We start from the raw sequence: 26,931 nt of genomic DNA, 5'->3' as shown, positions 1-26,931 counted from the left end.
TTGTTGATGAGGATAGGGCAAAGTTAAGGTATCAGGGCGAATCTACCAATTTTACCACTCTACCCGGCGTATGTTTGTTCCATCGGAGGCAAAGATAAGTGCTTTCTGGAGGCTGGTAAATGCTGTTTGGCGGCTATTGCGCTTGATACGCCGAACCGCCTGGAGATGAGGATGGTCAAACCGGTTCGATCTGCCCAGGGATACGACGGACACTTCTGGGGTAGCAGTTTTCATAAACAAGGAAGAAGAGCTTGTTTTACTGCCGTGGTGTCCTACTTTCAGGAAATCCGTGTCGATCATATCGCCGAATTGGTTCAAGAGTCGTCGTTCCTGGGATTTTCCGGCATCTCCAACAAAAAGAAACTCTGTTTGCCCGTAGGTAAGCTCCAGCACCAATGAATGTTCATTGGGATCACTCCCTTTTTGAGTGGATGGGCCATACACCAAGAGTTGTACTGCCGGGTCCATCGTAACCTCATCTCCGGCCGAAAGAGATTTTACAGGGACTGATTTGTTAGTGGCTAACTGGTGATACTTGTGATAGAGTTGTGAATCGTAAGGGTATCCTGAATTGTAAATTGTATCGATGGGAATTTGATGGAGCAACTCGATGGTGCCGCCGATATGGTCGGCATGCGGGTGGGAGAGGAAAATGGCATCCAGCTTGTCGATGCCTTCAGCCCTGAGGTGGGGCAGGATGATATATTTGGCACTGTTGTAGTCCGGCGACCAGCGGCCGGTATCAACCAGGAAATGCTTGTCGTTCGGTGTGCTGACGAGTGCGGCGTCGCCCTGTCCCACATCAAACACGGTGATTTTCAATTCAGCGGGCTGCAAGCTGTTAAAAAATCTATTCCCGGATTGTACAGTTAAGAGCAGCAAAAGGGCTGCCAGCATCTTCCATCGCAGCCGGGGAATATACAAAACGGAAAAAGCCAGCAGTGCAGTAATCCAGATAAGGAAAAAGTGGGGAGAATCGATATGTAGCTGAATCCAGCTCCACTCCAGGCTGGATGCCCACTGTGTGAAGTGATTTAATCCCTCAAGAAACCACTGGTTGGGAAAATTTAGGCTGGTTCCAACGGTTGGGAATAGCGCGGCTACTAGGAGTAGTAAAAGAGCATAGGGGACGATGATTCCGAGTGGCGGCACGACTACCGCATTAGCAAGAGGACCGATCAGAGAGAATTCCCCAAAGTGATAAGTCAAAAGTGGAAACAGCCCAAGTTGTACTGCAATGGAAACGATGACCACCATCACGGGAGTGCCATACCAACGGAATCGTATCCAGGTGGGAATCCAGCGTTCTATAACCGGCAGGGTTAGCAGGATGATATAGACAGCGGAAAACGAGAGCTGGAATCCGGGACTAAACAGGTCATTCGGATTGATAAGCAGTAGAATGATGGCGGCCGCGGCCGTCAGGTTCAGGGAATTTCGAACTTTGTGAAACAGTCTTCCAAACGTGATGAACCCAACCGTGAGGGAAGCCCGGCACACGGAGGCTGAAAAACCGGTTAAGCCCGCATAGCCCAAAAGAAGTAGCACGAGCAGAAATAATCCAATCTGTTTGCCATACCTGAGTGTCCAGAACCATGGGATTAAAATCCAGAATGGAGCCACGATAAAACCGACATGCAGACCTGAAACGGCCATGATGTGGGAGAGTCCCACCCGCGAGAATGCTATCTTCTGCTCGCGGCCTAACTCATTTTTATAGCCGATCAGCAAGGCTTTGGCCAGTGACTGGGTTGTGGGACTAAAACTTTCTTCTATTTGATCCAGTACTGCCTGTCGCAAGTTATTCCAGCTGAACAACGTATTATTTTTTCTAACCGAATAGATGGATTCAATGCCCACCTGCGTGTAGATGTTTTGGGAGTGCAGATAGGCTTTGTAGTCAAACTGGTGCGGGTTTCGAGGTCCTTCCAGTGGATAGACCGTCGCAGTAAAATGTATGCCAGAACCCAGTTCCAGCTCCTCTGGCATGCGGTCTTCTTCGGGATCGAGGACGGCCCGCAGGTTATAGGCTTCTCGCCATGGGATTGAGTCGTCCAGAACCGTAGTGTCCACCGCGATATCAAGTTGGTATTTGCCGGTACTCGTAGGCTTTATGTTATACACCGTGCCGTTGAATTCAGCCGTTTCCCAGGTGAAAGCCTGCAGGATATCGGCTGATTTGGGTCTACTGTTGCTTTCTTGCAGGGTTTGCCAAGCAGCTCCCGCCAGGAAGGTTAGGATAAGATAGGTTGCTACAGAGGCTCTGTGGAATCCGGGTGTTAATTTGTTGCTGAGTTTCAGTTCCAGACTGAAGATCAAGACGGCTACAAAAGAAAAAATCCCGACAAGCACGTAGAGTGGTGTATCAAAATAACTTCCGACAACAATTCCGCCTCCAAAAAGAAGCGCAATCCTGATTGCGGGATATTTAGCAAACGGAAAACTGTATCTGTTTAGATCATTCATAACATTAATAGACCGCTGAGAAGCAAAATCCTTACAATTTTTTTTCGTGCCGGCATGAACGTGATGCTTTGAAATTGCTGACACCCTTTTTATAATGCTGTTAACAATAATCCTATCACTGAAAACGGTACCATGATTTCCAAGCTTATAAGCCTTGTTCTACCGCTTTTCATAGCATTGACAGTTATGACCTATAAGGGGAAGCCAGATATCGATAGGGAGAGTAAATCGAAGCAAAAAGCGTGGGCGATTGCTATTCACGGCGGGGCGGGTACCATCTCCAAAAATCAACCTGACTCCGTGGTTCAGGAATATAGAGCAGCGCTGAACGAAGCTCTTTCAATCGGCAAAAAGATCTTGTCAAATGGTGGCTCTTCTGTTGATGCGGTGGAAAAAACGATCAATTACCTGGAGGATAACCCGCTGTTCAATGCCGGGAAGGGTTCAGTTTTTACTCATGAGGGAAAGCATGAGCTGGATGCGGCTATAATGATCGGGAATACCCGGCAGGCGGGAGCAGTTACGGGCGTTCGGACCGTGAAAAACCCGATTTCACTGGCGCGATTGGTGATGGAGAAATCGAAGCACGTGATGTTTGCAACAGAGGGCGCCGAGGAATTTGCCACGAAAGTGGGCGTTGAACGAGTCGACCAAGAGTATTTTTATACTGAAAGCAGGTACAGGGCCCTGCAACAGGCCCTACAGGAGGATGATCAATCGATAAAGCTGGACGCTACCGATGGAAAGAGGGAAGAGGCTGGGCCTGATGTTTGGAGGCACCAGTTTGGTACAGTGGGCTGCGTGGCAGTTGATAAAAACGGGCAGATTGTGGCCGGGACCTCCACCGGGGGTATGACCAACAAGATGTACGGCCGGGTGGGGGATGTGCCCATCATCGGGGCAGGAACGTATGCCAGCGACCTGGTGGCCATTTCTATGACTGGCTGGGGCGAAAAAATAATGCGGTCTGTTTCTGGTCACACGGTATCCAGTTACATGAGATTCCGTGAAGCCACTCTCAGTGAGGCTGGGGACTACCTGCTACAAGAAGTCTTGAACCCCGGTGAAGCCGGATTAATTGCGGTAGACAGGCACGGAAATATCTACATGGATATGAACACGCAGGGTATGTTCCGCGGGGCTGCCGACTCACAGGGAAGAAACGAAATTGCTATCTGGAAATAGAATAATAGAATATCGTTAAATCCAAGATCGATCTATCTGCCCAAGGTTTTCGTTGCTCTATTCCAGTCCCAGGTAAAACTGCTCGCGGAGTTCCTGAACGTAGATCCCGATATCGTTACGGAGCTCAAACAGTTGTTCGTGCAGCAGCAGGTATTCTTCTTTGTTGATAAATGGTGCTTGTTTGAGGTGATCCTGCAACAACACCAGCGACATGTTGGTGCAATGGAGTCCTTTTTTTGTATAGGCGATATTCCCGCCGAGGAAGTCTTGTTCGAAACCAAACGAATAACCGGCGGCCAGCTTGGCTCCAATCTTCAGCACATTTCCGACAAAGTCGTAGTACTCGTCTGAACGGTATTTGGTATGCACTCCTTCTGCCCACTGTAGGATATAAGCTGCAAGTCCACGGGCGGTATTGTAGATTTCAAGTGTATCGATAGAGCCGTGTTCCGACATCGTGAAATCGTTACTTAGCTCTTTCCATTCCTCACCGTAGTCAAAATCTTCCTCTTCCTCATCGAAAAAGAAATCATCCTCATACTCATCTTCTGCAAAAAAGTCGTCCAGCTCATCTTCGTAATCATCGTCCCACTCCTCGTCCTCTTCGTCTGGGAAATAGGCTTCCTCTATCTGTAGCTCCTCTTCGATAAAAGCATCAACGGCATCGAGCTCGTCCCTGTTTTCTTGTAGCAGGGTGACCCACCGCGGAATATTACCTGTGGGATCGGGAGCTATGAATCGGCGAAGCTGGTTGCTCTTCTTCTCAATCTCGTCGAGATGAGCTTCCCACTTATACTCATCCCAAATCTCGTCATTAAAACCGCCAGTAAACATAAGCTATAGGATGGATTCTGGTTAAGGTATATAGTTCTATTAAAACGAAAACTTTTGCTTACAATCAAGCACTTTAACAAGATAACGCTTTTCCAAGATAGATTGGTATAGATTTTAATAAAGTGGGTTATAATCTTCTAAGAATGTTAAACGGAAGAGAATGATGCAGCGAGCTAGTTATTGGTTATCGGTTATTGGGAAACGTTAATACAGCTGACAACAATTAACAACTATCCAATGAAATAATAACAACACTACAGCCTTTCAAGTACGCCCATAAAAACCTGGCTTAGCTTGGGCTCCGCCATGCCCGCAGCTTCCAGCACATCTTCAATTACCACGGGCTCAAGCGCATCGGGGAAACACTCATCGGTTATTACGGAAATCCCGAGCACGTCCATGCCCATATGTACGGCCGAAATAACCTCCGGCACGGTGCTCATGCCAACCACATCCGCCCCGATCATCCCCAGGAACCGGTATTCCGCCTTGGTTTCAAGCATGGGGCCGCTCAGTGCCAGATACACGCCCTGGTGCATTTTGATTCCTTTTTCCAGAGCTACAGTTTCTGCCAGTTCCAGCAAGCGTTCGGTATAAGGTTCACTCATATCGGGAAAGCGGGGCCCCAGCTCATCGTCATTGGGCCCGATCAGCGGATTGTCCCCCAGCATGTTGATATGGTCGTTGATCAGCATAATGTCGCCGCGCCGATAGTTGGTATTCAGTCCCCCACAGGCATTGCTGACCAACAGCGTGTCAGCACCCTTCTCTTTTAACACGCGAATGGGGAATACAATCTCCTGCATGGTGTAACCCTCGTAGTAGTGAAAACGTCCCTGCATGGCCACGACCTGCTTGCCGGCCAGCGTCCCGAACAGCAGTTTGCCAGCATGACTCTCAACCGTTGATACGGGAAAATTGGGAATGTCAGCGTAGGAGATGCTGAGTTCTACATCCATTTCGTCGGCCAGGTGGCCAAGACCTGTACCCAGGATAAGCAGGTAGTTTGGGCGCAGGTCGGTTTGATCCTGGATATATTGCAGAGCCTGGTCACGTTTATCTCGGAACTCTTCGACGGAATCTAGCGGCATGGAATTCTATCTGGATTTTTGAATCTGTACGGTCAAATCTTGACCCGTAAGATATCAAATGCTGGTAAAAAGGAAAGGGGAAGTAGGTCGGTGATATAAACACCTGCCTGTATCATTAATCCAGCTCGTCTATAATATCATCCACATCCTCTGCGCCGGGCGGCATCGTCTGGGCTTCATCGTCCTCTTCAGGATAATCTTCGGAATATTTCTGCTTCCTGTTTTGAATCTGCTTTTTGAAGTGATTGTCAAATTCATTGTCTTCAGGCATATCAAAAAGGTCGGCCTCATCCTTGGCAAACTGATCAAGTGATTCCTGGGCCAGTTCAAGATAAGAGCGGATGCCGCCTACAATCTCTTTGCGACGGTCGAGCAGTCGAAGGATGCTTTGACGAATCTGCTGGCGCTGCTGGATCGCTTCCCGTACAATCGACTCGGCCTCCATCTCCGCTTTTTCAATCTTGTTCTTGGCCTCTTTTCGGGCACCGGTCAGCTTGTTTTCAGCCGATTCCTTGGCGGTTTGTAAGGTCTCGTGCAGAGCTTCCTCTACGCGCTCGTAATGCTTGAGTTTTTCCTCAAGTTCTTCAATTCGTTTTTCCAGATCGCGGTTTTTACCCACCAGGTGTTCCCACTCATTGGATACAAGATTCAGGAAGGCATCAACTTCGGCTTTTTCATAGCCGCGGAAGGATTTTTCAAAACTCTGCTGTTTTATTTCGAGTGCGGTAAGTTTCATGATGAGGAAATAATCTTACTGAAATCTGGAAATTGTAATTCGGGGATAAAACGGTCAGTTTTTTAGCATGTTGCGAAGCTTGCTTGTATCATCTGATCCTTTTTGCTTCTCAGGAGCCGCTTCATCTTCTTCTATCTCAATGGTGTCTTTAGGTTCCGATATCTGCTTGGTGTTGTCAATGGAATCTTCTTCTGAGATGATCGCCTCCAGGTTCTGCAGGCGCCGTTCCGTCTCTTTTTTGTGCTGCATAAAGGCTTTTGCCAGCCTGTTGAACGTTTCTTCATCGTACCCACCTTTTTTCCGGTTGATCCAGGATTGAATCAGGCTGGTTACCCGCGCGATGATAAAGCCAAACAGCCCCACACCTGCGATTGTACCAATAATCGCTACTACCATCTCTTCAAAACCCATTACGACACCCTGTCTTTTTGTTTAAGGTCGTTTTTTAACCGGCCATCTTCACGGTGCTCCTCTATCTGGGGGTACTGGTCTTTCTCCACCCCATCATTGTCAGCAATAATTGCCTCAAGGTTTTCTACCCGCTCATTCATATCCTTCTTGTGCTGAATGAAAGCACGCGCCAAACGGTCAAAGTTTTCTTCTTTTATAGAGGCGCTGTCTTTGTCTATTGACGATTTAATGACGTGATAAATCTTCCATAATATCAAACATCCCAAAATCGTCCCGAAACCGAGTAGAATAATCGCTACTAGTTCTTCCATCAACTGTTCCTCCGTTTTTGTGCAATGTCAGAAACCTTTTGCTGGTTCTCCTCTTTGACCGACATTTCATCATCAATTTCGATTTCACTCATCCCTTTTCCGGCACCGGTGTTAAAATCCTCCGGTTCACCGGCTGCAATGGCTTCCAGGTTTTCGATCCGCTTTTTAAGGGATTCCACCAGTTTTCGTATTTCATCCACCTCTTGCTCGTTCTGGCGCCCCTTGTCCATCATCTTCATCTTGTTTTTCTGGTAATCCAGGATGAATGCACCAATAATTGCAACCAGCGGAATAAGTACCCAAATCCAAGCTGCCATAACAGTAACTCCAGTGTTTAGATATTAGTATTACAATGTACTAAATAATCAGAAGATTGAAACATGGAAATGTTACGGGACTACAGCCGATTTGTTACCTTTTTTCAGTAAACAGTGTGTCAGTGAACAGTAGACATCTGTAATAGGTGATTACAATTTCTAGCATTTGTGATACTTTTCGTGAGGAATGAGATGAAATAAAGCAGCCTTTGCTAACTGACACACTGATCACTGTTAGCTGTAATCACGTTCGCCAAAAATCGCCCGGCCTACCCGTACCATGGTAGATCCTTCTTCAATGGCAACTTCCATGTCATTGGTCATGCCCATGGACAGGTGCTCCAGCTGGATGTTTTCACCGTTAAATGACTCGTGTTCTTCCTTGAGCTCGCGTAGCAGCCGGAACTCAGGGCGAATTTTTTCAAGATCTTCATCTTCATCCAGGTAGGTAGCCATGCCCATAAGTCCGCGCACGTTCACATGGGTTTTGCCCCGGGCATATTCCAGGATCTTGGGCAACTCTTCCGGTTCGCAACCGCTTTTCTGGCTTTCCCCGCTGATGTTTACCTGTATCAGCACATTTATCACGCGGTCAATGCGAGAAGCTCGTTTCTCAATCTCACGTATCGTTTTCTTCTTGGGTACAGAGTCGATCCAGTTTACGCGTTCAACCATATATTTGATTTTGTTAGTCTGCAGATTACCGACCATATGCCACTGAACCTCCTCTTCGTCATAGGCATCCATCTTGTCCTGCAGCTCCTTGGCCCGGTTTTCTCCAAAATGAATTTGTCCGCAGCCAAAGGCGGTTTTGATATCCTCAAGCGGTTTCATCTTGCTTACGGCCACAAGAGTTATTTCGTCGGCATCTCGTCCGGCTTTTTCGCAAGCTTTTGCAATTCTTTGTTGTACTGCTTTTAAATTCTGGCAAATATCTTCGCTCATTTGAGTGGATTTGGATCTAATATCAGGTTAAAGTTTAAACTGAACGATTTTATGTGAAAATAACCTTTTAACAATCGGATTTAAATGGTATTTTTGAAAACTGAATTGGGTAATTTTAAACCTATTGATCTGGCTCTGAACAAGATTTTTACTTTGATTCTAATTGAGCAACCGGATTTACGTTACCATCATCCGACCTGGAATTTAAAAAACGGGGGTAGCGGATAGCCAACATGAACACGCAGGTCCGGCATATTTCCACCTTTCTTCACCAATGGGCTCCCCCAAGTACCAAATTAGATTACGACAATGTCGGGCTGCTGGTTGGAGATCCCGAACAGAGTGTCACCAAGACCCTTACCTGCCTCGATGTGACACCCGCCGTTGTTGAAGAAGCCATTGAGACCGGGTGTGAACTGATTGTTGCCCATCACCCACTGATATTCCAAAAGATATCCCGCATTAATCCTACCGACGAGCAGGGAAAAATTATTTACAGGCTCATTCAGAATAATATTTCCCTGATCGCCGCCCACACCAACCTGGATGCCGCGCTCGATGGTGTTTCTTTTGTACTGGCGCAGCAGCTGGGCCTCGATAACCTGAAGTTTTTGGACAAGAGTTACAATATTTCCCGCAAAATTGTACTTACTACCTCCTACTCCGATAGCGAATCGGTGCTCAAAATGTTGAATTATCACTCCGGTGAGGAAGCACACTTCTACAATGTGGAGGGTCGGAAAGACGGGCAGCGCACGTTTGAAGCGATTATTGACGAACACAACGTTTCTGGTTTGATCAAGGAGCTCAGGCGCAACGGTCTGCTGGATCAGGGCAATTACCAGGTGATGGATGTGGCCAGTCCCTCTGACAATGTTGGCATGGGCGTGCTTGGATTTTATCACGACAAGGGATTGACCCAGGATGAGTTTTTGGAGCGTGTGTCTACCAATCTGAATGTGCCGGCATTACGCTATTCCGGCAGTGCCGAGCGGATCAAGAAAGTTGCCGTATGCGGCGGGGCCGGGGTATCGCTGACTGGAAAGGCGATTGCCGAGGGGGCCCAGGCCTTTGTAACTGCCGACATCAAGTATCATGACTATTTCACCGATACCAATGACTTTTTACTGGTAGATGTAGGGCATTATGAAAGTGAAGTGCCGGTTGTGCACGCCCTGCAGAAAGAATTGAGCGAAGCTTTTGAAGAACTATCGGTGTACGCTACCGATGTAGTAACAAACCCGATGAATGTGTTCATCCCAAATCAAAAACAAAACCCACAGGACTAAACGATTACTCAGCAATCTATGGAAGAAGTACTTCAACAACTTACCAACCTCCAATATATCGACAGCAAAATCGATGAGCTAAAGCAGCTGCGTGGCGACCTGCCGGAGGAAGTTCTCGATATTGAGACTGATATCAACCGCTATGAGGCAAAGATCAATAAGCTGGAAGAAGAGCAGAAGCAGCTTGAGATGGAGAGTGACAATCTTAAGCTTGAGATCCAGGATGCTCAGGACAAGATGGAGAAATATGAGGAGCAACAGCTCTCCGTTCGCAACAATCGCGAGTACGATGCCCTGACGAAAGAGATAGAAGCTCAAAAGCAGGTTATTGAAAACTCGGAATCGCGCCAGGAAGAGATTATCCGGCGCCAGGAAGCGATTAAGACCGAGCTCGAGGACGCCCGCGAAAAACTGGAAGAAACCGAGGAGCTGCACGAAGAAAAGCAGAAGAACCTTGACAAGCTCGAAAAAGAGACCGAAGAAGAGGAAAAGAAGCTGCTTAAAAAGCGTGACGAAATCGAAGAAAACATCGATGATCGCTATCTCAAGAGCTACAATCGCCTACGCAATGGCCTGAGCAACGGCCTGGCGGTGGTTGCGATGGAACGCGGTGCAGCACTCGGCATGGCCCTGCCTCCACAAACACAGGTTGAGGTCAAACGCGGCAACAAGATAATCATTGATGAAAATAGTGGCCGCATTGTCGTCGATCCTTCCTTCTTTGAGAAAGCCGAAGAAGAGCTTTCAGTTCAGTAGGATAATTTCCGGAGTTCGTGATCGGTACTCTGTCGGTAAACCGGCAAAGATCGTGGAGAAGCGAGAAGTAAGAGGGCATATCCATTCCCTGTGGATCCCTTCTACCTTCTCGCTTTTTTTGACATACCAGTGGTAGGCATTATAATTAAAACAGCATTGATTCGTTATTTCACTAGTTCTTTGACAGGATGATCGGGTAATCGCTCACCTTCGCCAAGGCTTCGGTGAGCAGGCCCCTATCCAAAGTAATTCTTGGGCGGGGCTTGCCCTCCGAAGCTTTACGCGAAGGAGAGAGGAAAGTCCGAACACCAACGAGCACCGTGCTTCCTAACAGGAAGATCCGGGAAACCGGTTAGCCAGTGCCACAGAAAACAAACCGTCCGCCAGCTGGGGGATAAGGGTGAAAAGGTGGGGTAAGAGCCCACCGCTTTGGTGGCGACATCAAAGGCAGGGCAAACCTCACGGGGTGAAAGCTCATGCAGGTCGTGCGCTGCTCGTCGCTATACGACCGGGTGGAGTGCTTGAGCCCTGAAGCAATTCAGGGACCAGATAAATGATTACCCTCGACAAGATTCGGCTTACAGATCATCCGCTTGATTACATGAAAAGGCCGTCCGAAAGGGCGGCCTTTTGTGTTTGATGGCTTCATGTGCGACGCACTTCAAAAGTGCGTCGCACATAGAAAAATATTTATCTCACCCCATTGAAAAAATTTGATTTATACGTAATTTAATTCTTCAGGGACCGTGGACTAGCGATGTATATAGCCCTCCTAACCTTACGTAAGTTCACACTTTCTAAACAATTCGTTTGAGGAGAACTAATGAAAACTTTCCTGATATCACTGGGAGTAATCTGCACAATATTCCTTGGATGTCATACCGAAAATGAGCCAGAAACGGCTCGTCAACCCCATGTTAAGGCAGATAACCCTGTAGAAGCAGGTCGTTATCTGGTAACTGTAGGTATGTGTAACGACTGCCACACTGAAGGGTATATGGCAGTTGAAGGCAATATTCCGGAAGATGACTGGCTGACCGGTTCCAAAGTCGGCTGGCGTGGACCCTGGGGCACAACTTATCCCGTTAACTTGCGCCTTCGCGCCCAAGAGCTGACCGAAGAGCAATGGGTTGAGCAACTGCGGACTCGCAAGGTAAAGCCTCCGATGCCCTGGATGAATGTCAACAAAATGAACGAACAGGATGCCCGGGCAATTTACGCTTATTTGAGAGCAATGGGGCCCAAAGGTGAGCGGATGCCTATCGCATTAGCTCCGAATCAAGAACCAACGACTCCTTATCTCAATATGGTGCCGCTAAATCTGCCTCCTATGGCTGAAGGTGGCGCTTCAAACTAGTTAAATGAAATAAAAGAGAGCCGCTGCACCGCAATATAATAGTAAGGCTTGCATGGCTCGATCTTGTATTTAGCTGCCGAAACTATAAATTGGTATAAACACAAACATCTAAAGACAGGATCAAGCGATGGATTCCAACGAATTGCGCGCCATGCAGGCCCCACTAAAGAAAAAGTACCTGGAAAAGCCGGAAGAAGGGGAATGGACACTACATGCCGAGGGTACGCTGGGTAAAAATCTAGCCTGCCATGTAGAAACGCATATTGGGACGGTTGAGTCAGGCCTGCACCCGGCAACCGGTGGTGATGGTACCCAAGCCTGTTCGGGCGATATGCTACTGCAGGCGTTGGTGGCCTGCGCCGGCGTTACACTGAACTCTGTGGCTACGGCGATGGGCATAGAACTGAAGGACGCAAAGGTGAGGGCGGACGGCGACCTGGACTTCCGCGGGACACTTGGCGTTTCCAGGGATACACCGGTGGGCTTCAAGAATATCCGCATGACGTTTGAACTTGATTCGGGTGCCGACCCAAAGAAACTGAAAAAGTTGATTGATCTTACCGAGCGATACTGCGTGGTCTATCAAACCCTTCAGAATAGCCCGGAGATCTCCGTGAAGCTGACAAGAAATTAATTTTTTGTCTGGGGATGCAACTTGTGTAAGGGGTCTAACGTAGGAAATGCGTATCTTTTTGATACTTGCGTTATTGAAATCTATCCGGATCCGCAGTGGACAAAAAATACCTCAATAGGATTCGCCAATCGCTGCTGCACCACAAAACAAACTTGGTGGAGTGGCTGCAAAACGGCCGTTCGTCAAGGTGGATGCCATTTGCAACAAATAGAGCGCCCATCGATGCCACCACAGAAAACCTGGATCTTATTTCTAAAATTGATACTGCTTTAGCTTCCGTGGAGGATGGAACATGTCTGCCAGCATGCTGATGGCCAACTTGCAAGCCTCATTGCGCATTATGGGACCTGATTATCCCGACCTGCCACGGCTGGCAACACGTCTGAATGAGCTCTTTCGGTATAATCTAAAGCAAATTCGTTTTATCACGCTGTTCCTGGCCGGTTTTGATCCCGACAGCAAAATCATGCACTATCTCAATGCCGGACATCATCCGCCACTGTTGTGGGATGCGGCTACTCAATCATACAAATGGCTCAAACCCACCGGTCCTGCAATTGGATTGTTCCCGGAGGCCAACTTTTCTTTTGAAACGCTTCAGTTCAATGCCGGTGACATGCTGGTGATGTATACCGACGGATTGGTGGAAGCACGTAATAATGAAAAGAAAGAATTTGGCCAGGAAAGTCTGGCCCGCTATGCTGCGGAAAATCACACCAAATCACCCGAACAGTTTCTCAATGGATTGTTAGATGACGTCCATTCTTTTGGAGCTGATATCCAGGACGATTTAACGCTTATGGTCCTCAAGATGGGTTAGTTACATGTTCACTTTGTAAGTCCCTTTATACTTACGTTCGAGTTCACGCTTGGTATCCCGTTCCTTGATATCTTCCCGCTTGTCATACTTTTTCTTACCTTGCGCCAGGCCAAGTAGTATTTTTGCATATCCCCCTTTAAAATAGAGTTTCAGCGGTACCAGCGTATATCCTTTTTGATTGATATACTTCTCAATTTCCTGAATCTCTCGCCGTTTCAAGAGAAGCTTGCGTTTGCGGCGTTCATCGTGGTTGGCATACGATCCGTGTTTATACGGTTTGATATACATATCTCGCAGCCATACCTCACCGTCCATCAGGTAGGCAAAGGACTCCTGGAGGCTGGCGCTGCCTTCTCGCAACGATTTAACCTCCGTGCCTTTTAGCGCTATGCCGGCCTCAAATGTTTCTTCAACGCTGAATTCGTGCCGGGCTTTCCTGTTGCTAATGGTAGGGGTGCTGCTGTTTTTTTTACCCATCAGTTTAGATGATGTTGATTAATTAGCTGATGATTTATTCAATATAAGGGTTTGAGAAGTGAGATGTGAGACAGCAGACATAAGATGAATGTCACCGAATAGATATCATTGATCTTATGTACCGCAAGTTTCAGCTTGCGAGATAGCAGAAATATTTTATCACTAATTTGCGAGCTAAAGCTCGCGGTACACGTTTTACCTCTGCCTTATCACGCCCCATGTTTAGTAATCAAATCCAAGCTTGTTCAATTCCGTAATAATCTCTTCTCCCGGGGAGCGGTCGGGCATGGTGCTGTAGATCCCCATAATCTGCTCAATTTCTGATCTCGCTTTCTCATTATTGGGATTAATTTTAAGCACCTCGATATATTGCTCCAGCGCACTGGTCATACGGTCGCGCATGCTGCTGTCCTCTGGTCCGCGGTATTCCAGGTAAAGCCCGTAATTCAGGTATGTCTTTTCCTTTAATTTTTCGAGATCAGCATCCGTACTGGCAGGATCGGCATTCTGGATGTATTCCAGTGCCTGTTCATAATTGTCTTCAGCAATAAGCTGGTCAACAGCCTCCGAAAGGTTCTCCGGTTGATCGCCCGAGCAACCTACAAAGAGAAGTACAGAAAAAAGAGCTAACAGATATTTCATCAGAAATTTAAATCTTTGGTGGTTCGAATTTTGATATCAAAGGTACGGGCAGATAGGGCAAAGGGCAAAGAGCAATGAGCAGAGCGAAGGGTTATTTGTGGTCGGGAATGCAACTCCCTCCCTCTATAATCTGGCCGACCATATACGCTATACGCCATGCTCCTCGCGCCTTACGTTACACAAAATACAGTGGGTTCGGACTGATACAGAGTACAAAGATCGCCATACTGAGCCAGCCGAGCCTGCGGCGCGTGGGATCAAGAGGTTTTTCATAGAGCGCAGGCGGGTGTTCAATCTTTACGAAATAGGCGATAAAGAATGACCATACGATCCATATAAGGGAGCTCATGGATTGCAGTGAGCCAACAACGAGGTAGATATACCCCGCGGATACTGCAAGTGAGGTGATCAGTACCGGCGCTATCCAGCGGTGGTCATTGTGATACGCTTTCCTAAGTAAAAAGAACAGGACGCCAGCCCAGATCAGCCAGCTTACGGTTCCGTAGGGGTTTGCGAGACCCCACGACTGGAGTGATACATGGATAAACGGCACCGATTCGATGCCTGCCAGGGTAGTTAGGACGCCAAAACAGACGCGTGCCACGGTTCGATGCCGTCGAAAACCGAGGAGCGAGTATAGAATGTGCCCGCCGTCAAGCTGCCCGACCGGCATCAGGTTAAGGGCCGTAAAGAAGAGCCCGAGCCATCCTGCAAACAGGAACGGGTAGTGATACATCTCGTACATCGGGGGGACGTTCTCAAAAAATTGAGCCAAGAACGAGTATAAAAGCGTATTCCCCACAATCAACACATCGGAGGAGTCGGCGCTTGGCGGTTCTGCGGGATAGGTGCCGTGCTGGGCCACATATTCCTGCACCGCCTCGTGTCCCGCAAAGTTGTTGATGTAGGAGGGATCGGGCAGTGTTGAAAATCCATATAGTAAGACTGCCAGTGATACCACAAATCCAGCCAATGGACCCGATACGCCCACATCAAACATTTTGTACGTGTCGTTGATCTTTTCTTTGATTCGGATGACTGCACCCATCGTGCCAATACCAAGGGGAACGGGGATAAAATAGGGCAGCGTGACTTTCACGTTGTGATACTGTGCGGCAAAAAAGTGGCCGAATTCATGCACGCCCAGAAATGCCAAGAAAACCGTTGCGAAGACCGCGCCCTCCATCATCTGCGAAGTAATAGAGGGATCAACCGCAGTCTGGGCTACAAATAATCCCCCGAAGAAAGAGACGGTGATAAACGTCAGCACAAAAAGGCCGACATGTTTGAGGATCGTTTTAGTATCAAACTGTTTGGGAGGAGGTGAGGGCTCCGATTGCTGTGTTTTAACTTCTTGGTATTCGTAAGATAAACGTTGTTCGTCCAATGAAATATGCTTTTTAAGATTCTCTGGAAATTGGCAGTGTCATACACCGTGCGCCGCCACGTCCGCGACACAACTCATTTCCCTCAAAACCGATCGCGATCTTTTTGCTCCCGGGTTCAAAGGGGCTGTCCTGGTATTCTTCAATAAAATTAAATTGGTTAATGACTTCATACCCATGCTCTTTCAAGGCGTTAAACGTATTTGTGTTCCGTTCATAGCCCACAATGACGCCGGGCGCAAGTGCAAAAACGTTTGCCCCGTCGGTCCATTGTTCACGGAATTGGTTGGTGCGAGATTCACCGCCGCAGTTGATAAACGTAAACGAGTGCTCCATGCATTCCTCAAGGGCTTGTTTTAGGGAAGGCATTACTTCCGCATTGACAGCCCCGTTTTCGTTAGAAAGTCGAACGACGTTTTTTTCTCTTTCGGTGATGGCCGGCGGAAATACCAGGCATTCATCCCGACTGGCAAAGGTGAAAATGGTATCCAGGTGCATGGAGGACCGCTGCTTGGGGATGTCAACAGCCAAAACGGTCTTCACTCCATTGCTGAGCAGTCCCTCTGCCGCTGTCATCAGGCCGCTGAACGAAGTGCGTTCACTCATTCCTATCAAGGTCAAATCCTTTGAAGCCACCAGCACATCTCCCCCCTCGATCGTCTCCTGCTCTGCTATCGTTAGGATATTTGGTTGCAGGCCGGCCAGTAGTGGATGATAGCGAACCAGTATCTCCATCAGTAGAAATTCGCGAATGCGCGCCACTTTTGCCGGTCGCGACAGCAGGACGTTGTTGTTGACCACGGCTGCCAAATCACGCGTAAATAGCAGGTTTGGTGTGGGATTCAGAATAAAGTTGCGTTTGGCGGTTGTCCCCTCAATTGCAAATCGTAGCAATTCATCAGGCGGGAGGGTCAACAGCTCTTTCTTTACCGTATGGAGATTGCCTTGGGGGTATCGCTTTATCAATTGCTCTACAAAAAAAGCACGGGCCTCCTGCTGGTCCATCTGGAAGCAGTCCCGAATGAGATCGGTTATCTCAAAAATTTGTCCGTCGGCAGACATAGCGGCACGGAAGATGTCAAGCATGTCCAGGTGCTCGCGGCGGGCGTCCTCTTCGAACACGATGTCATCGAACAGCAGCTCATCTTTCAGCTCGGGATTTACAAGCGACACTTCCCGCCCAGGGGTATGAACAATCACACCCTGCAGGCGACCAATTTCCGAACTAACATTCAGTTTCATTCAGCGTTGAATCAAAATTAGTTATTCCGCGAGACGTGAGATGTCAGGCGTGAGACGAATGAATGCGAGCTAAAGCTCGCGGTACTTCTAACTTCTAACTTCTAACTTCTAACTTCTAACTTCTAACTTCTAAATAGCTTCCAAATATACAGTTTCCCCCGCCTTTTATTAAATATTAAAAGTTGCTGAACGATTGGATAAAGAAATTACTTTTTCTCTATTTTACCGCACGAAAAAGTAATCAACACTGTTGAGTGTAGGTTGACAAGAACAGAAGAAACTTTATGGCAACAAAAACTGAAATAGAATCACTTGTTTATCTGCTGGATGATCCGGACCCGTATGTGAAGTCGCAGGTAAAGAACCGCCTGTTTGAGCTGGGTGAAAAAGCTGTACCACTGCTGGACCAGCAGAAGAACGAAACGCGCGATGACTCCGAGAAGGAACTGATTAATGAGATCATCCAATACATCACGTATGGCAACCTGGAAGAGGATTTCATGGATGTGCTGGATGGAGGAATTACCAACCTGAAGCAGTTGGAAAAAGCGGTCTTTATCCTTTCCCGGTTTGACAATCCAACTCTGCGGGAAGGTGAATACATGCGGAAGCTTGACCAATTTGCGAGCATGATATCCGGTAAAATCCAATACCAGCCGGATGAGTCGCGGCAGATTCACGATTTGATGGATTTTATCTTTGAGGAGCTGAATTTTACCGGAAGCACTGCAGATTACTATAATCCCGACAACTGCTACCTGAACCGGGTAATCGATCGTCGACAAGGCCTGCCTATTTCCCTTGCGATGATTGTGCTTTTTATTGGGCGGCGACTGAATATGCCGTTTTATGGCATCAATATGCCGATTCATTTTATGCTCAAATTCAAAGGAGATAAAGAAGAGGTGCTGATTGATCCGTTTGACAACGGCAAGGTGGTCAGCTACAACCAGTGTTACTTCTTTCTCAAGCAGAACGGTGTTGAGCCCAAGCCGAAGCATTTTGAGATTACCAGTGAGATCGAGATTTTGGCCCGCTGTATTCGCAATTTGATACAGAGCTATGCCAAGCTGAATATGGATCACAAGGTGGAATCTCTGAAAAAGCTGTTGAATACGGTGGAAATGACCCAGAAGTAGTTTTGAGTAACGAGGTACGAGTCATGAGTCTTGAGTTGTAACGCGAAGTGCTGCTTCGCGCTGCAGGTAATTGTTTAAAACTACACGAAGCGGCGCTTCGAGCTAGTCCCTATCACTTCTGTTTTAATCCCAGCTTGTGGACTTTGTCGATCCCTTTTTACGCTGTTTCTCGTCAGAGTGCCTGATGCTGCCGGTCTTCATTACAGACACTGTTTTCCCTGACAAAGAACTGGTCTTCCTGCAGAGTACGTGTGGTTTTTAAGTTCTTGATCTGTCAGAATATTGAGTGATCCCAAGAAGTCTGTTATTTCAGCGAATTATTTCGTGGCAGTTGCAGGCTTCGTAAAGCAAGATTAGTGAGAGTGTTATATTAATTCACTGTTGTCTGGTAAAGAACTTTTAACGTTGTCTTACTTTTCATTCTTACTGTTCATTTTTTCAGCGATGAAATCCGCCGGAAGTCGGACTAAAGAACTAAACGAAATGAATCGCCGGCGAAGGTAAACTTGACCTGAAGGGCTCCTCGTTCCACCTAAAAAAATTACAGACTTTTTCTTTGCGCTCCTCTCCAATCCCTTCCGGGCGGTCAACTTTACCAAGGCCGGACTCCAGAGGCTGGACTATTGTATGAAACCTGTTTATATATACGCCATTTTTGCCTGAAAACTTAATTTCCCTGGATACTAATGATATCAGTTTTTAATCCGGCTTTTCAATTCCAAAATATTGATTGAATAGCTCCTCTGATCGTTTTTCCCCTTCTTCGGTTAGGACTACCGATTTGTTCTTGTTTTTAGGGTCACTGATAAATCCTTTTTCATGGAGGCGATCCAGGTGTTCCCAGCTGTGCCCTTTCCAGGCACGGGTAACATAGTCTTGCTCAAACACGGTGAGCCACAATAAGGCCAGTACCATTTCGTCTGCTTTCTCTTTGTCATATTCCATTTTTGATAGCGTATTTTATGGATGAATACTATTTGTTTAGACGGTTTTCTAAAGATAAGAGGTTTTTCGTTAATTCTGATTTGGATGGAAAGTCGAAATGAGTATTCTTAGTTTTTGTTCAGCTTCTCTTCCCTTCTCGACTAACATTTGCTGCAGGCTGTTGCAAAAAGTGACAGAGGGAAAGCACAAGGAGAGATCATTTCTGATTTAGCTATCCTCCGGCTTTTCCAGGACCAGATAGAAATTGCGTCCGGGGCGATCATCATTGCTCACCAAAATAAATCCTGCCTTTGTGAGCTCTTTGACTACGGTTTCGGCCGTGACACCGTGCTGCCTGCCAGAAGCGCGTGCCCCGGGATCCGCCTCGGAGCCGCGCGGTTCAAAGTCGATAATGGCGAGTCTGCCGCCGGGCTTGAGCGACCGGAGCAAGCTGGCGTTCATCGAAGGAGGATCCCCGAAGTGGTGATACACTCTGCGCATGTAGATGGCATCACAGCACTCGGCGGGGAGGTTGGTCCGTGCCGGATGGCCCTCAAGCACCGTGACGTTACCGGGTGATGCACTGCTAATTTCGCCACGTAGTTCTTGCAGTGACTCCGATCCCAGTTCTGTACTGTAAATATGCCCCTCTGGTCCGATATATCGGGCGATTTCCAGCGTTTGGTCCCCGTCCCCCGCGCCAATATCAGCAACTACTGCACCCTCTTTTAGCTCCAGCACCTCGATAAGCCAGTTTACATCCGAAGAATAATCTTGTGCTTCAACAGCAATTGGCATTGAGAGGGCGATCAAGACTACAAAGATCAATTGCCTCAGATTTACTGCCTTATCCCGATACCGTTGAGTGACCATTCGTTCTGCTGGATTCATTATGTACTCCTTTGATTTAAGGATTATTTTGTCCCATCGGTAGAACTCTTGGATGTTAACGACCTGTAACCTACTAATATTGAAGCAGATTCACGCATTCTTGCAGGCACTAAACTCTTCACTCAGCTTCTTTTACAGCACCAAAAGTGGCAAAACAGGAGTTTTTATGCAGAATCTCTACATTCTTGAACCCGACCTTGCGGAGCAAGGCGAGTTGATAGGTTACGGGACGGGGAGAATCTTCCTTGTCGATGTAGGAGAATACTTTGTCACGATATTCGGTTCCGCCCAGGTCCTCCAGGTACTTCCCGTATCGTTGCCACATCATCTGCTGCACCTGTTCGTTTTCATGGCTTACCAGGTCGGTAATCCAGACGCTGCCACCCGGTGCCGTCAAATCATAAATTTTCTTGAATGTCCCTTCCCAGTCACGGTCGTCTCTCAGGTGATGCAGTACCGCCGCTGCAATAATGACATCATAATGTCTCTCAGAAAGTTCAATCTTCCTGAAATCACCCTGGAAAATTCGGATTTGCCCTGTATTGACTTGAGAAATCCGTGATTGTGCACGTTCCAGCATCGGCTGGCTGAGGTCCAACAGATCACAGTTCAGCGGTTTGACCTGCTCCAAAAGTTTGAGCGTGTTGTTTCCTGCTCCGCACCCGATGTCGAGCATGTTTTGGGCATCGGGATTGTTGGCTGCAGCGGCCTGGGTGATGAGCTCCATCGCCAGCGGGGCATCTATCGTGGCCTGCTGACCGGTATCCAGATTGGAAAAACGTTCAACATCGTTGTCGAAGCGCTTTTTGATTTCCTGAACAGAGGATTTCTCGTTTAATGGAGTATCCATTTTTACGAATTCTTGCAGTTCTAGGGTATTGATGTTTGATGTAGCTTGACTAAAGTTATGTGATTTGGATAGTATTTACATTGATGAACGGTAATCTTTCACATGCTTTGCAATATCAACCATCGGTGCCGTCCAGACATCCTGCTCATTTTGTTTCAGAAACTGGAGAAGTTTGCGGTGTGCTTCTAGTGAAATGTTCAGGTCATGTCCGCCACCCACGCCGTGAAACAGGAAAACGACCAGTCCCTTTTTCTCCATCGCCTGCTCTACGAGTTCAATCATCTCATCCCCGGAACGGCCATCGATCATGTAGGAATCGATGTTGTAGAGATCTACCGTATTGATTGTTGGCGTTGCACTTTGTACGCCGCGCGCCCAATAAAATGCTCATTTATTTGATTGATATAAGAGGAATCTCCAACCGCCGTATCGCCACAGGGATAAGCAAACGTTCGGTGGGATCGCCCATCCACCGCTTTGAGCAACACATTGGTCATTGTGATCTCGTTTAGCATCCGCACCATAGTGTAGCGGTTTAGATCGTTTTCAGGCTGCACCCATTCGCGACCGGGTGCATCACCTTTGCAGGGGTGAAACAGCGTGTGATTGCCCAGATCATGGCCTTTTTCAGCAACGGCTCTCCACCGATCAATATGCTGGCGAAATCCGGGAAAATGTCCCGTCAGGTAGAATGTGACCTTTAGGTTCAGGGAGTCGAGCAAGGGTACAGCATTGTCCAGCTGTGCCTCCAGTGCATCATCATAGGTGAGTGCAACCGCCGCCTTTTTGTTGTGCCAGAGGCTGTTATCCTGGGCTTGTGTGACAGAAATCGGTAAGAATAAAAAAAGTAGGGATAGGAGTTGTTTGTTCAGGGTAGTGAAATGCATTTTTGTTCGTTTTATGATGGATCAAAGTGAAAGATGATGAAACACCAATGTGTTGAGTGGTTAAGTCATTCTGTTTTAAAAAGCAAGGGAATTGATCGTGCATTTCCATAGCGCGGGAATTAATTCCCGCGCAAGTGATAAAGGTAATCTATTCCGTACAGCCTATTAATCTTAACTACCCAAAATGGTAAACATCAATTATTTAACAGAAAAATGAGAACTCAATCTGCAGTTTTTAAAACTTTCATGTCATCCTGTACTTGTTTCAGGATCTGGCAAGGCCGCTAAACGCTGATCATAAAACCAACCGTATCAACGCTACAATTCCCTCACGAGTCCCCGAACAGGGTTGTTATTCGCTAAATAATCTAATCCAACTTTCAAAGTAACTAAAACCGCAGCGTAAAGGTTGTTCCTTCATTCCGACCAGACTGAACGGTAAGTGTCCCCCGGTGCATCCGCATAATTTGTCGTGACAGGCTGAGCCCGATGCCGGAACCTCCCCGTCCGCTTGGATTGCTCGTGCTGTAGAACGGGATAAAGATTTTTTCAAGATTGTCTTCTTTGATCCCGGGACCGTTGTCCTGCACCTGGATCAGCACGTGGCCATCCGAATCGAGTTTGCCGCGCAGAGTGATCAGGGCGTTGTTGGTGGATTCGAGCGCCCGGAATGCGTTTTTGATCAGGTTGATCAGCGTCTGTTCAATAAGCTGCGGGTCGGCGGTGACCTCAAGGGATTCAGGATCTACTTCCAGATCGATTGTTACTTGCTGTACCTCGGCCTCTCCTTTGTTCAAGTGGCGGACCCGCTTCAGCAGCTCAGCAACCGAAAACAGTTCAAAGTCGGGTTCCGGGATCTGAGTGAAATCGCGGTAGGAGTTCACAAAGCGCATCAGCCCGTGGCTACGCTTGTTAATGGTACTGAGTGCATCTTTTACATCGTTGAGTGCTTCCTGTTCAATGACATACTGCCCGTTTCTTGGGGTCGTATTTTTTGTGAGTAGCATATGAACGGTATCAGAGAGGGAGGCGATCGGTGTGATAGAATTCATAATTTCGTGGGCCAGCACCTGCGTGAGGTTCTGCCAGGCTTCCATCTCCTTTTCCTCGAGTTCTGTGTGAATGTTCTGGAAGGAGACCAGCTTAAACATGTCGCCGTGCATCCGGAACTCAGTGGCATAGATAGCCAGCTGGAGTGTCTCGTTTCCCAGCCCGATTCGGACCAGCGTGCGGTTGCCTCCCTTTAGGCCCGTCACCGCCCGGAGCAGTTTTTCATCGATATCTCCCAGCGCCCTGATATTTCGCAGTGTGGCGATATCGAACAGTCGCTTGGCTGCTGTGTTGATCAGCTCTACTTCTCCCTCCCGGTTGAAACAGATCAGCCCGATGCCGATGTGCTGTACTACCGTCTGCAGGTAGCGATAGTTCTCCTGCTTCTCGGCACGTTCTTTTTTGAACTCTTCAATGACTCGGGAAAATTCTTGATTCAGCTCTTCGAACGATTTGCCCAGGCCATGATCGGGAAATGAGCGCGAGAAGTCAGAATAGCGAATCGACTCAAGGAAGCGGGTCAGCTTGTCATTTGTCTTTTCCACATAGCGAATAAGTTGAACAGTCTGGAAAATGATAACCATGCCCAACATTGCAATGCTGACATAGTACTCGGTCTGCATAAACAGGAACACCCACAGCAGCATCGTGCCGAACAGGAGTCCGACTCTCCATACTACGCTAAAGCGAAAATTTTTGATCATAAGCTACACGTATTTATGTGCTACTGTGTTGATGTGCTTACGTGTTAACGTGCAGATGCGATTTTTTAACACCAAGGAACTGCAAACATAAACACGTAAACACTTAAGCACATTTTTTATAAATCATACTTCTCCATCCTGCGATACAGGGATGCTCGCGTCAAACCAAGCTCTTCGGCTGTGCGGGATATATTTCTTTCGTGTTTGTCCAGCGCTTTGCGGATGACCGTCTTTTCGACCTCTTCAAGATTGTAGTCGTCAAATATCATCTTCTCTTCACTTTCGTCGAGAGAGGTCAGCAAGAAATCCTCCGGCTGCAGCACGTTGTGATCGGTCATGATTACTGCACGTTCTACCGAATGCCGTAATTCACGAACATTGCCCGGCCACCCGTACGATTGTAGTTTTTTGAGGGTCCCCTCACTGAGCTTGTTAATCTCCTTGTTGTATTTACCAGCGTACTGTTCAAGAAAATGTTGGGCCAGAAGGGGAATGTCTTCTTTCCGCTCGCGCAGTGCCGGCAACCGAATTTCGATGGTGTTGATGCGATACAGCAGATCCTGCCGGAACTTGTTATCCTTGACCATCCCCTGGATCGGGGTGTTGGTAGCGCAGATGAGCCGGATATCGATATCCACTGGTTTGTTGGAACCTACGCGAGTCACCTTGCGGCTTTCCAGCACCGTTAACAGCTTGGACTGCAGCTGCAAAGGAACATTGCCGATCTCATCCAAAAACAACGTCCCCCCCGAAGCCACTTCAAAACGCCCGGCGCGTGCTTCTTTGGCATCGGTGAACGAGCCCTTGGTATGCCCAAAAAGCTCGCTTTCAAACAGGTTTTCCTGGATCGCCCCCATATCCACGCTGATAAATACGTTTTCACTTCGGTTGGAACGGCGGTGCAGGGCGCGTGCCACTAGTTCTTTGCCAGTGCCGTTTTTGCCCAGGATCAACACGTTGGCATCGGTTTTGGCCACTTTTTCGATTGTCTCAAACACCTTCATCATCGGGGCGCTGTGGCCGATGATATCCTGGTAGTGCTGGTCGATATTGGCACTGATCGTCTTTTGCTGATCGCGCAGTACATCGATCTCGCGGCGTGACTGTGAGAGGTTCATCGCAGAAGTTACGGTAGCCAGTAGTTTCTCGTTTTGCCACGGTTTTAGTACGAAGTCGGTGGCACCTTTTTTGATCGCGCTTACGGCTTTATCCACATCCCCATACGCGGTAATGAACACAACCGCCAGCGACGGGTCGATCTCCTGGATTTTTTCCAGCCAGAAAAATCCTTCGCGACCACTGCTCATATCCTCGGTAAAATTCATATCCAGCAAAATGACGTCGTAGCTGTTATTCCGCAGCAGGTTGGGAATCGATCTGGGACTCTTTTCAGTATCCACTTTGCCCACATGCTGCTTCAGGAACAACTTGGCGGCATGGAGGACGTCATCGTCATCGTCTACTACGAGGATGTGACCGGTGTTTTCGTGCATGGCTTTTTTAAATTAGCAATTGGCAATTAACAATTAGCAGAGTGCATAGGGCGTGGCGCATGGCGTTATAGAGACTTTTTTAAGTTGGTTATCATTCTGCAAAGATGATCCAGATCATTGAGTAACGCTTCTTTTTCTTCGGTTTCAATCAAACTTCTCCTTTCAAGCATGATAATTACATTTGCGTTTTCAAAAGTAGAATTACGTGCAATATTTAAATAGCGTCTAAAAACTTTTTGCGAATTTGAGGCTGATCCTTCGGCTATGTTATTAGACATGCTTAGCCCTGAACCTCTAAGTTGTTCGGCAAATCGAAATAACTTTTTTTGTTCCAATTCATCAGCGATATCGAATAAATCATCAGCAATCGTTATAGCTTTTTTCCATATATCCAAATCTTGAAATCTGAATTTCACCATCAAAACTCTCCTGATTGATTGAAAATGTAAGTTAGAAAATACGCCTTGCCCCGTGCGCTCTGCGTGACGTTTGAAACTGTCAAAATCCATGCCTCACTCAACAAAAATGACTTCTGCCTCTTTAAAAGCAATAGCCATTATTTCTAATCTAACAAAACTGTACGATATCGGACACCAAATGTTCTTAACTGCACAGGACTCAGGGAAATAAGGTCTATATTTGGGATTAAGCAGTTGATTCTCTTTTTGGCATGGTCATTGAGTACAGTAAGGTGTGGAATACAAAACGACAACGCTTTGCTCTTTACGCTTAGCGCTATGCTCATAAACTAAACCATAACTGTTCGGATGTCCCAGGATTCAAAAGATCGCATATCCAGTGCCGGTATGGACCGGAAAATTGAGAAAAAGTTTTGGACTCCCAAGCGGATCGGTATGATCATCGGTGGACTGCTTCTCATTGGTCTATTCCTGTATAGCTTCATTTTTATGGACGTCCGTTCCACGCTCAATGTAGAGCGCGACCGGTTGACGATCAGCACAGTGCAGGAAGATTCGTTCCAGGAGTTTATCCAGGTTACCGGCACCGTCCAGCCGATCCAGACGATCTACCTTGATGCGCTGGAGGGCGGCGTGGTGGAGCAGATTTTCCTGGAGTCGGGCACCATGGTTGAACGGGGCGACACCATTTTGACGCTCTCCAATTCCGACTTGCGACTCAGCGTCATGCAGCAGACCTCCTCGATCTACGATCAGATTAATCAGACCCGGAACTCACGCCTTAACATTGAAACAAACACGCTGAGCCTGCGAGAGCGATTGGCCAATGCGGAAAATCAGCTGCATATAACCCGTTCCGATTATCAGCGACAGCAGAAGTTATATGAGAAAGAGTTGGTATCCGAACAGTCTTACATCGAGGCCAAAGAGAATTACGAGTACCAGCGCAAACGCCACAACTTGATTTACGAGTCCTTTAAGCAGGATTCCATCCGGGCGGCCCAGCAGCTGCAGCAGATTGACGAGTCGCTCGATCGCATGTGGCGCAGCCTGGAGGCGGTGCAGGAGATCCTCGACAAGCTGGTTGTAACCGCGCCCATTGCCGGGCAGCTATCCACCGTGGAGCTCAACCCCGGGCAGTCGATATCGCCGGGCGAACGGATCGGGCAGGTCGATATTCTCGAAAGTTACAAAGTGCGAGTGGGAATTGATGAGTTTCACCTGTCGCGAATTTCTCCCGGCTTGGAGGGTAGCTTTGACTTTGCCGGGCAAACCCATCAGCTGTTTATCTCGAAAGTGTACCCGGTGGTGGAAAACGGGCAGTTTGAAGTGGATATGGAGTTTTCCGGTGAATCGCCGTCCGGCTTGCGGCGGGGACAAACGCTGCGTATCCGGCTGGAGCTGGGAGAGTCGGCCAATGCATTGCTGTTGTCACGCGGCGGTTTCTACCAGGCCACAGGTGGCAACTGGGTGTATAAGGTGAGCGAGGACGGGGAGCAGGCCGTGCGCCATGATATCAATCTCGGTCGCCAGAACCCGGAATATTTCGAAGTACTGTCTGGACTCGAACCGGGCGACCGCGTCATTACCTCCAGCTATGATACGTTTGGGGATAATGAGGTTTTGAACTTGCAGTGAATTCGTGCTAATGTGTTCAAGTTTATGTGTTGACGTGT

Annotated in this window: 28 protein-coding genes and 1 other RNA gene; 9 read left to right on the top strand and 20 right to left on the bottom strand. The window is 47.7% G+C overall.

Annotated elements, in window-relative coordinates; all coding sequences use genetic code 11:
• Positions 1–51: 51 nt before the first annotated feature.
• Positions 52–2,466: a DNA internalization-related competence protein ComEC/Rec2 gene (locus NC796_RS20325; RefSeq protein WP_310687251.1), complete on the bottom strand. Its 2,415-nt coding sequence runs from the start codon at positions 2,464–2,466 to the stop codon at positions 52–54.
• A gap of 132 nt (positions 2,467–2,598) precedes the next feature.
• Here NC796_RS20325 and NC796_RS20320 point away from each other — a divergent pair, with 132 nt between their 5' ends.
• Positions 2,599–3,651 (top strand): isoaspartyl peptidase/L-asparaginase, encoded by a 1,053-nt coding sequence (locus NC796_RS20320; protein ID WP_310687250.1) that lies wholly within the window; start codon positions 2,599–2,601, stop codon positions 3,649–3,651.
• 57 nt (positions 3,652–3,708) lie between these two features.
• Here NC796_RS20320 and NC796_RS20315 read toward each other — a convergent pair whose 3' ends face one another.
• The 7 genes from NC796_RS20315 to NC796_RS20285 all read right to left on the bottom strand — a co-directional run bounded on the left by NC796_RS20315 (position 3,709) and on the right by NC796_RS20285 (position 8,296).
• Entirely contained in the window at positions 3,709–4,485 is a 777-nt protein-coding gene (locus tag NC796_RS20315) for a hypothetical protein (protein ID WP_310687249.1), read from the bottom strand.
• A gap of 254 nt (positions 4,486–4,739) precedes the next feature.
• Entirely contained in the window at positions 4,740–5,576 is an 837-nt protein-coding gene (locus tag NC796_RS20310; RefSeq protein WP_310687246.1) for a purine-nucleoside phosphorylase, read from the bottom strand.
• 115 nt (positions 5,577–5,691) lie between these two features.
• A complete protein-coding gene (locus NC796_RS20305; RefSeq protein ID WP_310687244.1) occupies positions 5,692–6,312 on the bottom strand; it encodes a DivIVA domain-containing protein in 621 nt (206 codons plus the stop codon).
• A 54-nt stretch (positions 6,313–6,366) separates the two neighbouring features.
• The gene (locus NC796_RS20300) at positions 6,367–6,723 is read right to left on the bottom strand and encodes a hypothetical protein (RefSeq protein WP_310687242.1); all 357 of its coding nucleotides are present in this window, start codon (positions 6,721–6,723) and stop codon (positions 6,367–6,369) included.
• Positions 6,723–7,034: a hypothetical protein gene (locus NC796_RS20295; protein WP_310687240.1), complete on the bottom strand. Its 312-nt coding sequence runs from the start codon at positions 7,032–7,034 to the stop codon at positions 6,723–6,725. The genes NC796_RS20300 and NC796_RS20295 overlap by 1 nt, the downstream gene beginning before the upstream one ends.
• A complete protein-coding gene (locus NC796_RS20290; protein WP_310687238.1) occupies positions 7,034–7,351 on the bottom strand; it encodes a hypothetical protein in 318 nt (105 codons plus the stop codon). Before NC796_RS20290 ends, NC796_RS20295 begins: the two co-directional genes overlap by 1 nt.
• A gap of 234 nt (positions 7,352–7,585) precedes the next feature.
• Positions 7,586–8,296: a YggS family pyridoxal phosphate-dependent enzyme gene (locus tag NC796_RS20285; RefSeq protein ID WP_310687237.1), complete on the bottom strand. Its 711-nt coding sequence runs from the start codon at positions 8,294–8,296 to the stop codon at positions 7,586–7,588.
• A 233-nt stretch (positions 8,297–8,529) separates the two neighbouring features.
• Between NC796_RS20285 and NC796_RS20280 the strand changes: the two genes are divergently transcribed.
• The 6 genes from NC796_RS20280 to NC796_RS20255 all read left to right on the top strand — a co-directional run bounded on the left by NC796_RS20280 (position 8,530) and on the right by NC796_RS20255 (position 13,152).
• Complete coding sequence (locus tag NC796_RS20280) at positions 8,530–9,585, top strand: Nif3-like dinuclear metal center hexameric protein (protein WP_310687235.1); 1,056 nt, start codon at positions 8,530–8,532, stop codon at positions 9,583–9,585.
• An 18-nt stretch (positions 9,586–9,603) separates the two neighbouring features.
• Positions 9,604–10,341 carry a hypothetical protein gene (locus tag NC796_RS20275; protein WP_310687232.1) on the top strand — a complete coding sequence of 246 codons (738 nt, stop codon included), beginning with the start codon at positions 9,604–9,606 and terminating at the stop codon, positions 10,339–10,341.
• 184 nt (positions 10,342–10,525) lie between these two features.
• An RNA gene (gene rnpB, locus NC796_RS20270) (RNase P RNA component class A) lies at positions 10,526–10,938 on the top strand.
• A gap of 226 nt (positions 10,939–11,164) precedes the next feature.
• The gene (locus NC796_RS20265; RefSeq protein ID WP_310687230.1) at positions 11,165–11,698 is read left to right on the top strand and encodes a hypothetical protein; all 534 of its coding nucleotides are present in this window, start codon (positions 11,165–11,167) and stop codon (positions 11,696–11,698) included.
• 127 nt (positions 11,699–11,825) lie between these two features.
• On the top strand, positions 11,826–12,332 hold the full coding sequence (locus tag NC796_RS20260) for an OsmC family protein (RefSeq protein ID WP_310687228.1): 507 nt from the start codon (positions 11,826–11,828) through the stop codon (positions 12,330–12,332).
• Positions 12,333–12,624: 292 nt separating this feature from the next.
• Positions 12,625–13,152, top strand: coding sequence for a PP2C family protein-serine/threonine phosphatase (locus NC796_RS20255; protein ID WP_310687226.1), 528 nt, complete (start codon positions 12,625–12,627; stop codon positions 13,150–13,152).
• On the opposite strand, the gene smpB is transcribed toward NC796_RS20255, so the two are convergent.
• The 4 genes from smpB to NC796_RS20235 all read right to left on the bottom strand — a co-directional run bounded on the left by smpB (position 13,153) and on the right by NC796_RS20235 (position 16,898).
• Complete coding sequence (smpB, locus tag NC796_RS20250) at positions 13,153–13,629, bottom strand: SsrA-binding protein SmpB (RefSeq protein ID WP_310687224.1); 477 nt, start codon at positions 13,627–13,629, stop codon at positions 13,153–13,155.
• A gap of 222 nt (positions 13,630–13,851) precedes the next feature.
• Positions 13,852–14,271, bottom strand: coding sequence for a hypothetical protein (locus NC796_RS20245; protein ID WP_310687222.1), 420 nt, complete (start codon positions 14,269–14,271; stop codon positions 13,852–13,854).
• Between the two features lie 175 nt (positions 14,272–14,446).
• On the bottom strand, positions 14,447–15,658 hold the full coding sequence (locus NC796_RS20240; RefSeq protein WP_310687220.1) for a site-2 protease family protein: 1,212 nt from the start codon (positions 15,656–15,658) through the stop codon (positions 14,447–14,449).
• Positions 15,659–15,671: 13 nt separating this feature from the next.
• Positions 15,672–16,898, bottom strand: a complete 1,227-nt coding sequence (locus tag NC796_RS20235) for an arginine deiminase family protein (RefSeq protein WP_310687218.1) — start codon at positions 16,896–16,898, stop codon at positions 15,672–15,674.
• A 284-nt stretch (positions 16,899–17,182) separates the two neighbouring features.
• Here NC796_RS20235 and NC796_RS20230 point away from each other — a divergent pair, with 284 nt between their 5' ends.
• Positions 17,183–18,037, top strand: coding sequence for a transglutaminase-like domain-containing protein (locus NC796_RS20230; RefSeq protein ID WP_310687216.1), 855 nt, complete (start codon positions 17,183–17,185; stop codon positions 18,035–18,037).
• 699 nt (positions 18,038–18,736) lie between these two features.
• Here the strand turns inward: NC796_RS20230 and NC796_RS20225 are convergent.
• The 8 genes from NC796_RS20225 to NC796_RS20190 form a co-directional block, all read right to left on the bottom strand.
• Positions 18,737–18,982 (bottom strand): DUF6429 family protein, encoded by a 246-nt coding sequence (locus NC796_RS20225; protein WP_310687214.1) that lies wholly within the window; start codon positions 18,980–18,982, stop codon positions 18,737–18,739.
• Positions 18,983–19,189: 207 nt separating this feature from the next.
• Positions 19,190–19,852, bottom strand: a complete 663-nt coding sequence (locus NC796_RS20220; protein WP_310687212.1) for a methyltransferase domain-containing protein — start codon at positions 19,850–19,852, stop codon at positions 19,190–19,192.
• Between the two features lie 118 nt (positions 19,853–19,970).
• Positions 19,971–20,702 (bottom strand): methyltransferase domain-containing protein, encoded by a 732-nt coding sequence (locus NC796_RS20215; protein WP_310687210.1) that lies wholly within the window; start codon positions 20,700–20,702, stop codon positions 19,971–19,973.
• Between the two features lie 75 nt (positions 20,703–20,777).
• On the bottom strand, positions 20,778–21,011 hold the full coding sequence (locus NC796_RS20210) for a hypothetical protein (RefSeq protein WP_310687208.1): 234 nt from the start codon (positions 21,009–21,011) through the stop codon (positions 20,778–20,780).
• A 23-nt stretch (positions 21,012–21,034) separates the two neighbouring features.
• Positions 21,035–21,589 (bottom strand): polysaccharide deacetylase family protein, encoded by a 555-nt coding sequence (locus tag NC796_RS20205; protein ID WP_310687207.1) that lies wholly within the window; start codon positions 21,587–21,589, stop codon positions 21,035–21,037.
• Between the two features lie 389 nt (positions 21,590–21,978).
• Positions 21,979–23,343 (bottom strand): ATP-binding protein, encoded by a 1,365-nt coding sequence (locus NC796_RS20200; RefSeq protein ID WP_310687206.1) that lies wholly within the window; start codon positions 23,341–23,343, stop codon positions 21,979–21,981.
• Positions 23,344–23,459: 116 nt separating this feature from the next.
• Positions 23,460–24,836 (bottom strand): sigma-54 dependent transcriptional regulator, encoded by a 1,377-nt coding sequence (locus NC796_RS20195; protein ID WP_310687205.1) that lies wholly within the window; start codon positions 24,834–24,836, stop codon positions 23,460–23,462.
• A gap of 65 nt (positions 24,837–24,901) precedes the next feature.
• The gene (locus NC796_RS20190) at positions 24,902–25,345 is read right to left on the bottom strand and encodes a four helix bundle protein (protein ID WP_310687203.1); all 444 of its coding nucleotides are present in this window, start codon (positions 25,343–25,345) and stop codon (positions 24,902–24,904) included.
• 258 nt (positions 25,346–25,603) lie between these two features.
• Between NC796_RS20190 and NC796_RS20185 the strand changes: the two genes are divergently transcribed.
• A complete protein-coding gene (locus tag NC796_RS20185; protein WP_310687202.1) occupies positions 25,604–26,893 on the top strand; it encodes an HlyD family efflux transporter periplasmic adaptor subunit in 1,290 nt (429 codons plus the stop codon).
• Positions 26,894–26,931: the final 38 nt, after the last annotated feature.

Origin of the sequence: Aliifodinibius sp. S!AR15-10, assembly GCF_031569985.1 — a bacterium.
In the GTDB taxonomy this organism is placed as follows: domain Bacteria; phylum Bacteroidota; class Rhodothermia; order Balneolales; family Balneolaceae; genus JAMQKA01.
Note: the sequence above shows the minus strand (reverse complement) of the source record. Positions and strands in the feature narration are given on the sequence as shown.

Coding starts and splice junctions, on each gene's coding strand:
- NC796_RS20325 (WP_310687251.1), bottom strand. CDS start 2,466: ATGAATGATCTAAACAGATACAGTTTTCCGTTTGCTAAATATCCCGCA.
- NC796_RS20320 (WP_310687250.1), top strand. CDS start 2,599: ATGATTTCCAAGCTTATAAGCCTTGTTCTACCGCTTTTCATAGCATTG.
- NC796_RS20315 (WP_310687249.1), bottom strand. CDS start 4,485: ATGTTTACTGGCGGTTTTAATGACGAGATTTGGGATGAGTATAAGTGG.
- NC796_RS20310 (WP_310687246.1), bottom strand. CDS start 5,576: ATGCCGCTAGATTCCGTCGAAGAGTTCCGAGATAAACGTGACCAGGCT.
- NC796_RS20305 (WP_310687244.1), bottom strand. CDS start 6,312: ATGAAACTTACCGCACTCGAAATAAAACAGCAGAGTTTTGAAAAATCC.
- NC796_RS20300 (WP_310687242.1), bottom strand. CDS start 6,723: ATGGGTTTTGAAGAGATGGTAGTAGCGATTATTGGTACAATCGCAGGT.
- NC796_RS20295 (WP_310687240.1), bottom strand. CDS start 7,034: ATGGAAGAACTAGTAGCGATTATTCTACTCGGTTTCGGGACGATTTTG.
- NC796_RS20290 (WP_310687238.1), bottom strand. CDS start 7,351: ATGGCAGCTTGGATTTGGGTACTTATTCCGCTGGTTGCAATTATTGGT.
- NC796_RS20285 (WP_310687237.1), bottom strand. CDS start 8,296: ATGAGCGAAGATATTTGCCAGAATTTAAAAGCAGTACAACAAAGAATT.
- NC796_RS20280 (WP_310687235.1), top strand. CDS start 8,530: ATGAACACGCAGGTCCGGCATATTTCCACCTTTCTTCACCAATGGGCT.
- NC796_RS20275 (WP_310687232.1), top strand. CDS start 9,604: ATGGAAGAAGTACTTCAACAACTTACCAACCTCCAATATATCGACAGC.
- NC796_RS20265 (WP_310687230.1), top strand. CDS start 11,165: ATGAAAACTTTCCTGATATCACTGGGAGTAATCTGCACAATATTCCTT.
- NC796_RS20260 (WP_310687228.1), top strand. CDS start 11,826: ATGGATTCCAACGAATTGCGCGCCATGCAGGCCCCACTAAAGAAAAAG.
- NC796_RS20255 (WP_310687226.1), top strand. CDS start 12,625: ATGTCTGCCAGCATGCTGATGGCCAACTTGCAAGCCTCATTGCGCATT.
- smpB (WP_310687224.1), bottom strand. CDS start 13,629: ATGGGTAAAAAAAACAGCAGCACCCCTACCATTAGCAACAGGAAAGCC.
- NC796_RS20245 (WP_310687222.1), bottom strand. CDS start 14,271: ATGAAATATCTGTTAGCTCTTTTTTCTGTACTTCTCTTTGTAGGTTGC.
- NC796_RS20235 (WP_310687218.1), bottom strand. CDS start 16,898: ATGAAACTGAATGTTAGTTCGGAAATTGGTCGCCTGCAGGGTGTGATT.
- NC796_RS20230 (WP_310687216.1), top strand. CDS start 17,183: ATGGCAACAAAAACTGAAATAGAATCACTTGTTTATCTGCTGGATGAT.
- NC796_RS20225 (WP_310687214.1), bottom strand. CDS start 18,982: ATGGAATATGACAAAGAGAAAGCAGACGAAATGGTACTGGCCTTATTG.
- NC796_RS20220 (WP_310687212.1), bottom strand. CDS start 19,852: ATGAATCCAGCAGAACGAATGGTCACTCAACGGTATCGGGATAAGGCA.
- NC796_RS20215 (WP_310687210.1), bottom strand. CDS start 20,702: ATGGATACTCCATTAAACGAGAAATCCTCTGTTCAGGAAATCAAAAAG.
- NC796_RS20210 (WP_310687208.1), bottom strand. CDS start 21,011: ATGATCGATGGCCGTTCCGGGGATGAGATGATTGAACTCGTAGAGCAG.
- NC796_RS20205 (WP_310687207.1), bottom strand. CDS start 21,589: ATGCATTTCACTACCCTGAACAAACAACTCCTATCCCTACTTTTTTTA.
- NC796_RS20200 (WP_310687206.1), bottom strand. CDS start 23,343: ATGATCAAAAATTTTCGCTTTAGCGTAGTATGGAGAGTCGGACTCCTG.
- NC796_RS20195 (WP_310687205.1), bottom strand. CDS start 24,836: ATGCACGAAAACACCGGTCACATCCTCGTAGTAGACGATGACGATGAC.
- NC796_RS20190 (WP_310687203.1), bottom strand. CDS start 25,345: ATGGATTTTGACAGTTTCAAACGTCACGCAGAGCGCACGGGGCAAGGC.
- NC796_RS20185 (WP_310687202.1), top strand. CDS start 25,604: ATGTCCCAGGATTCAAAAGATCGCATATCCAGTGCCGGTATGGACCGG.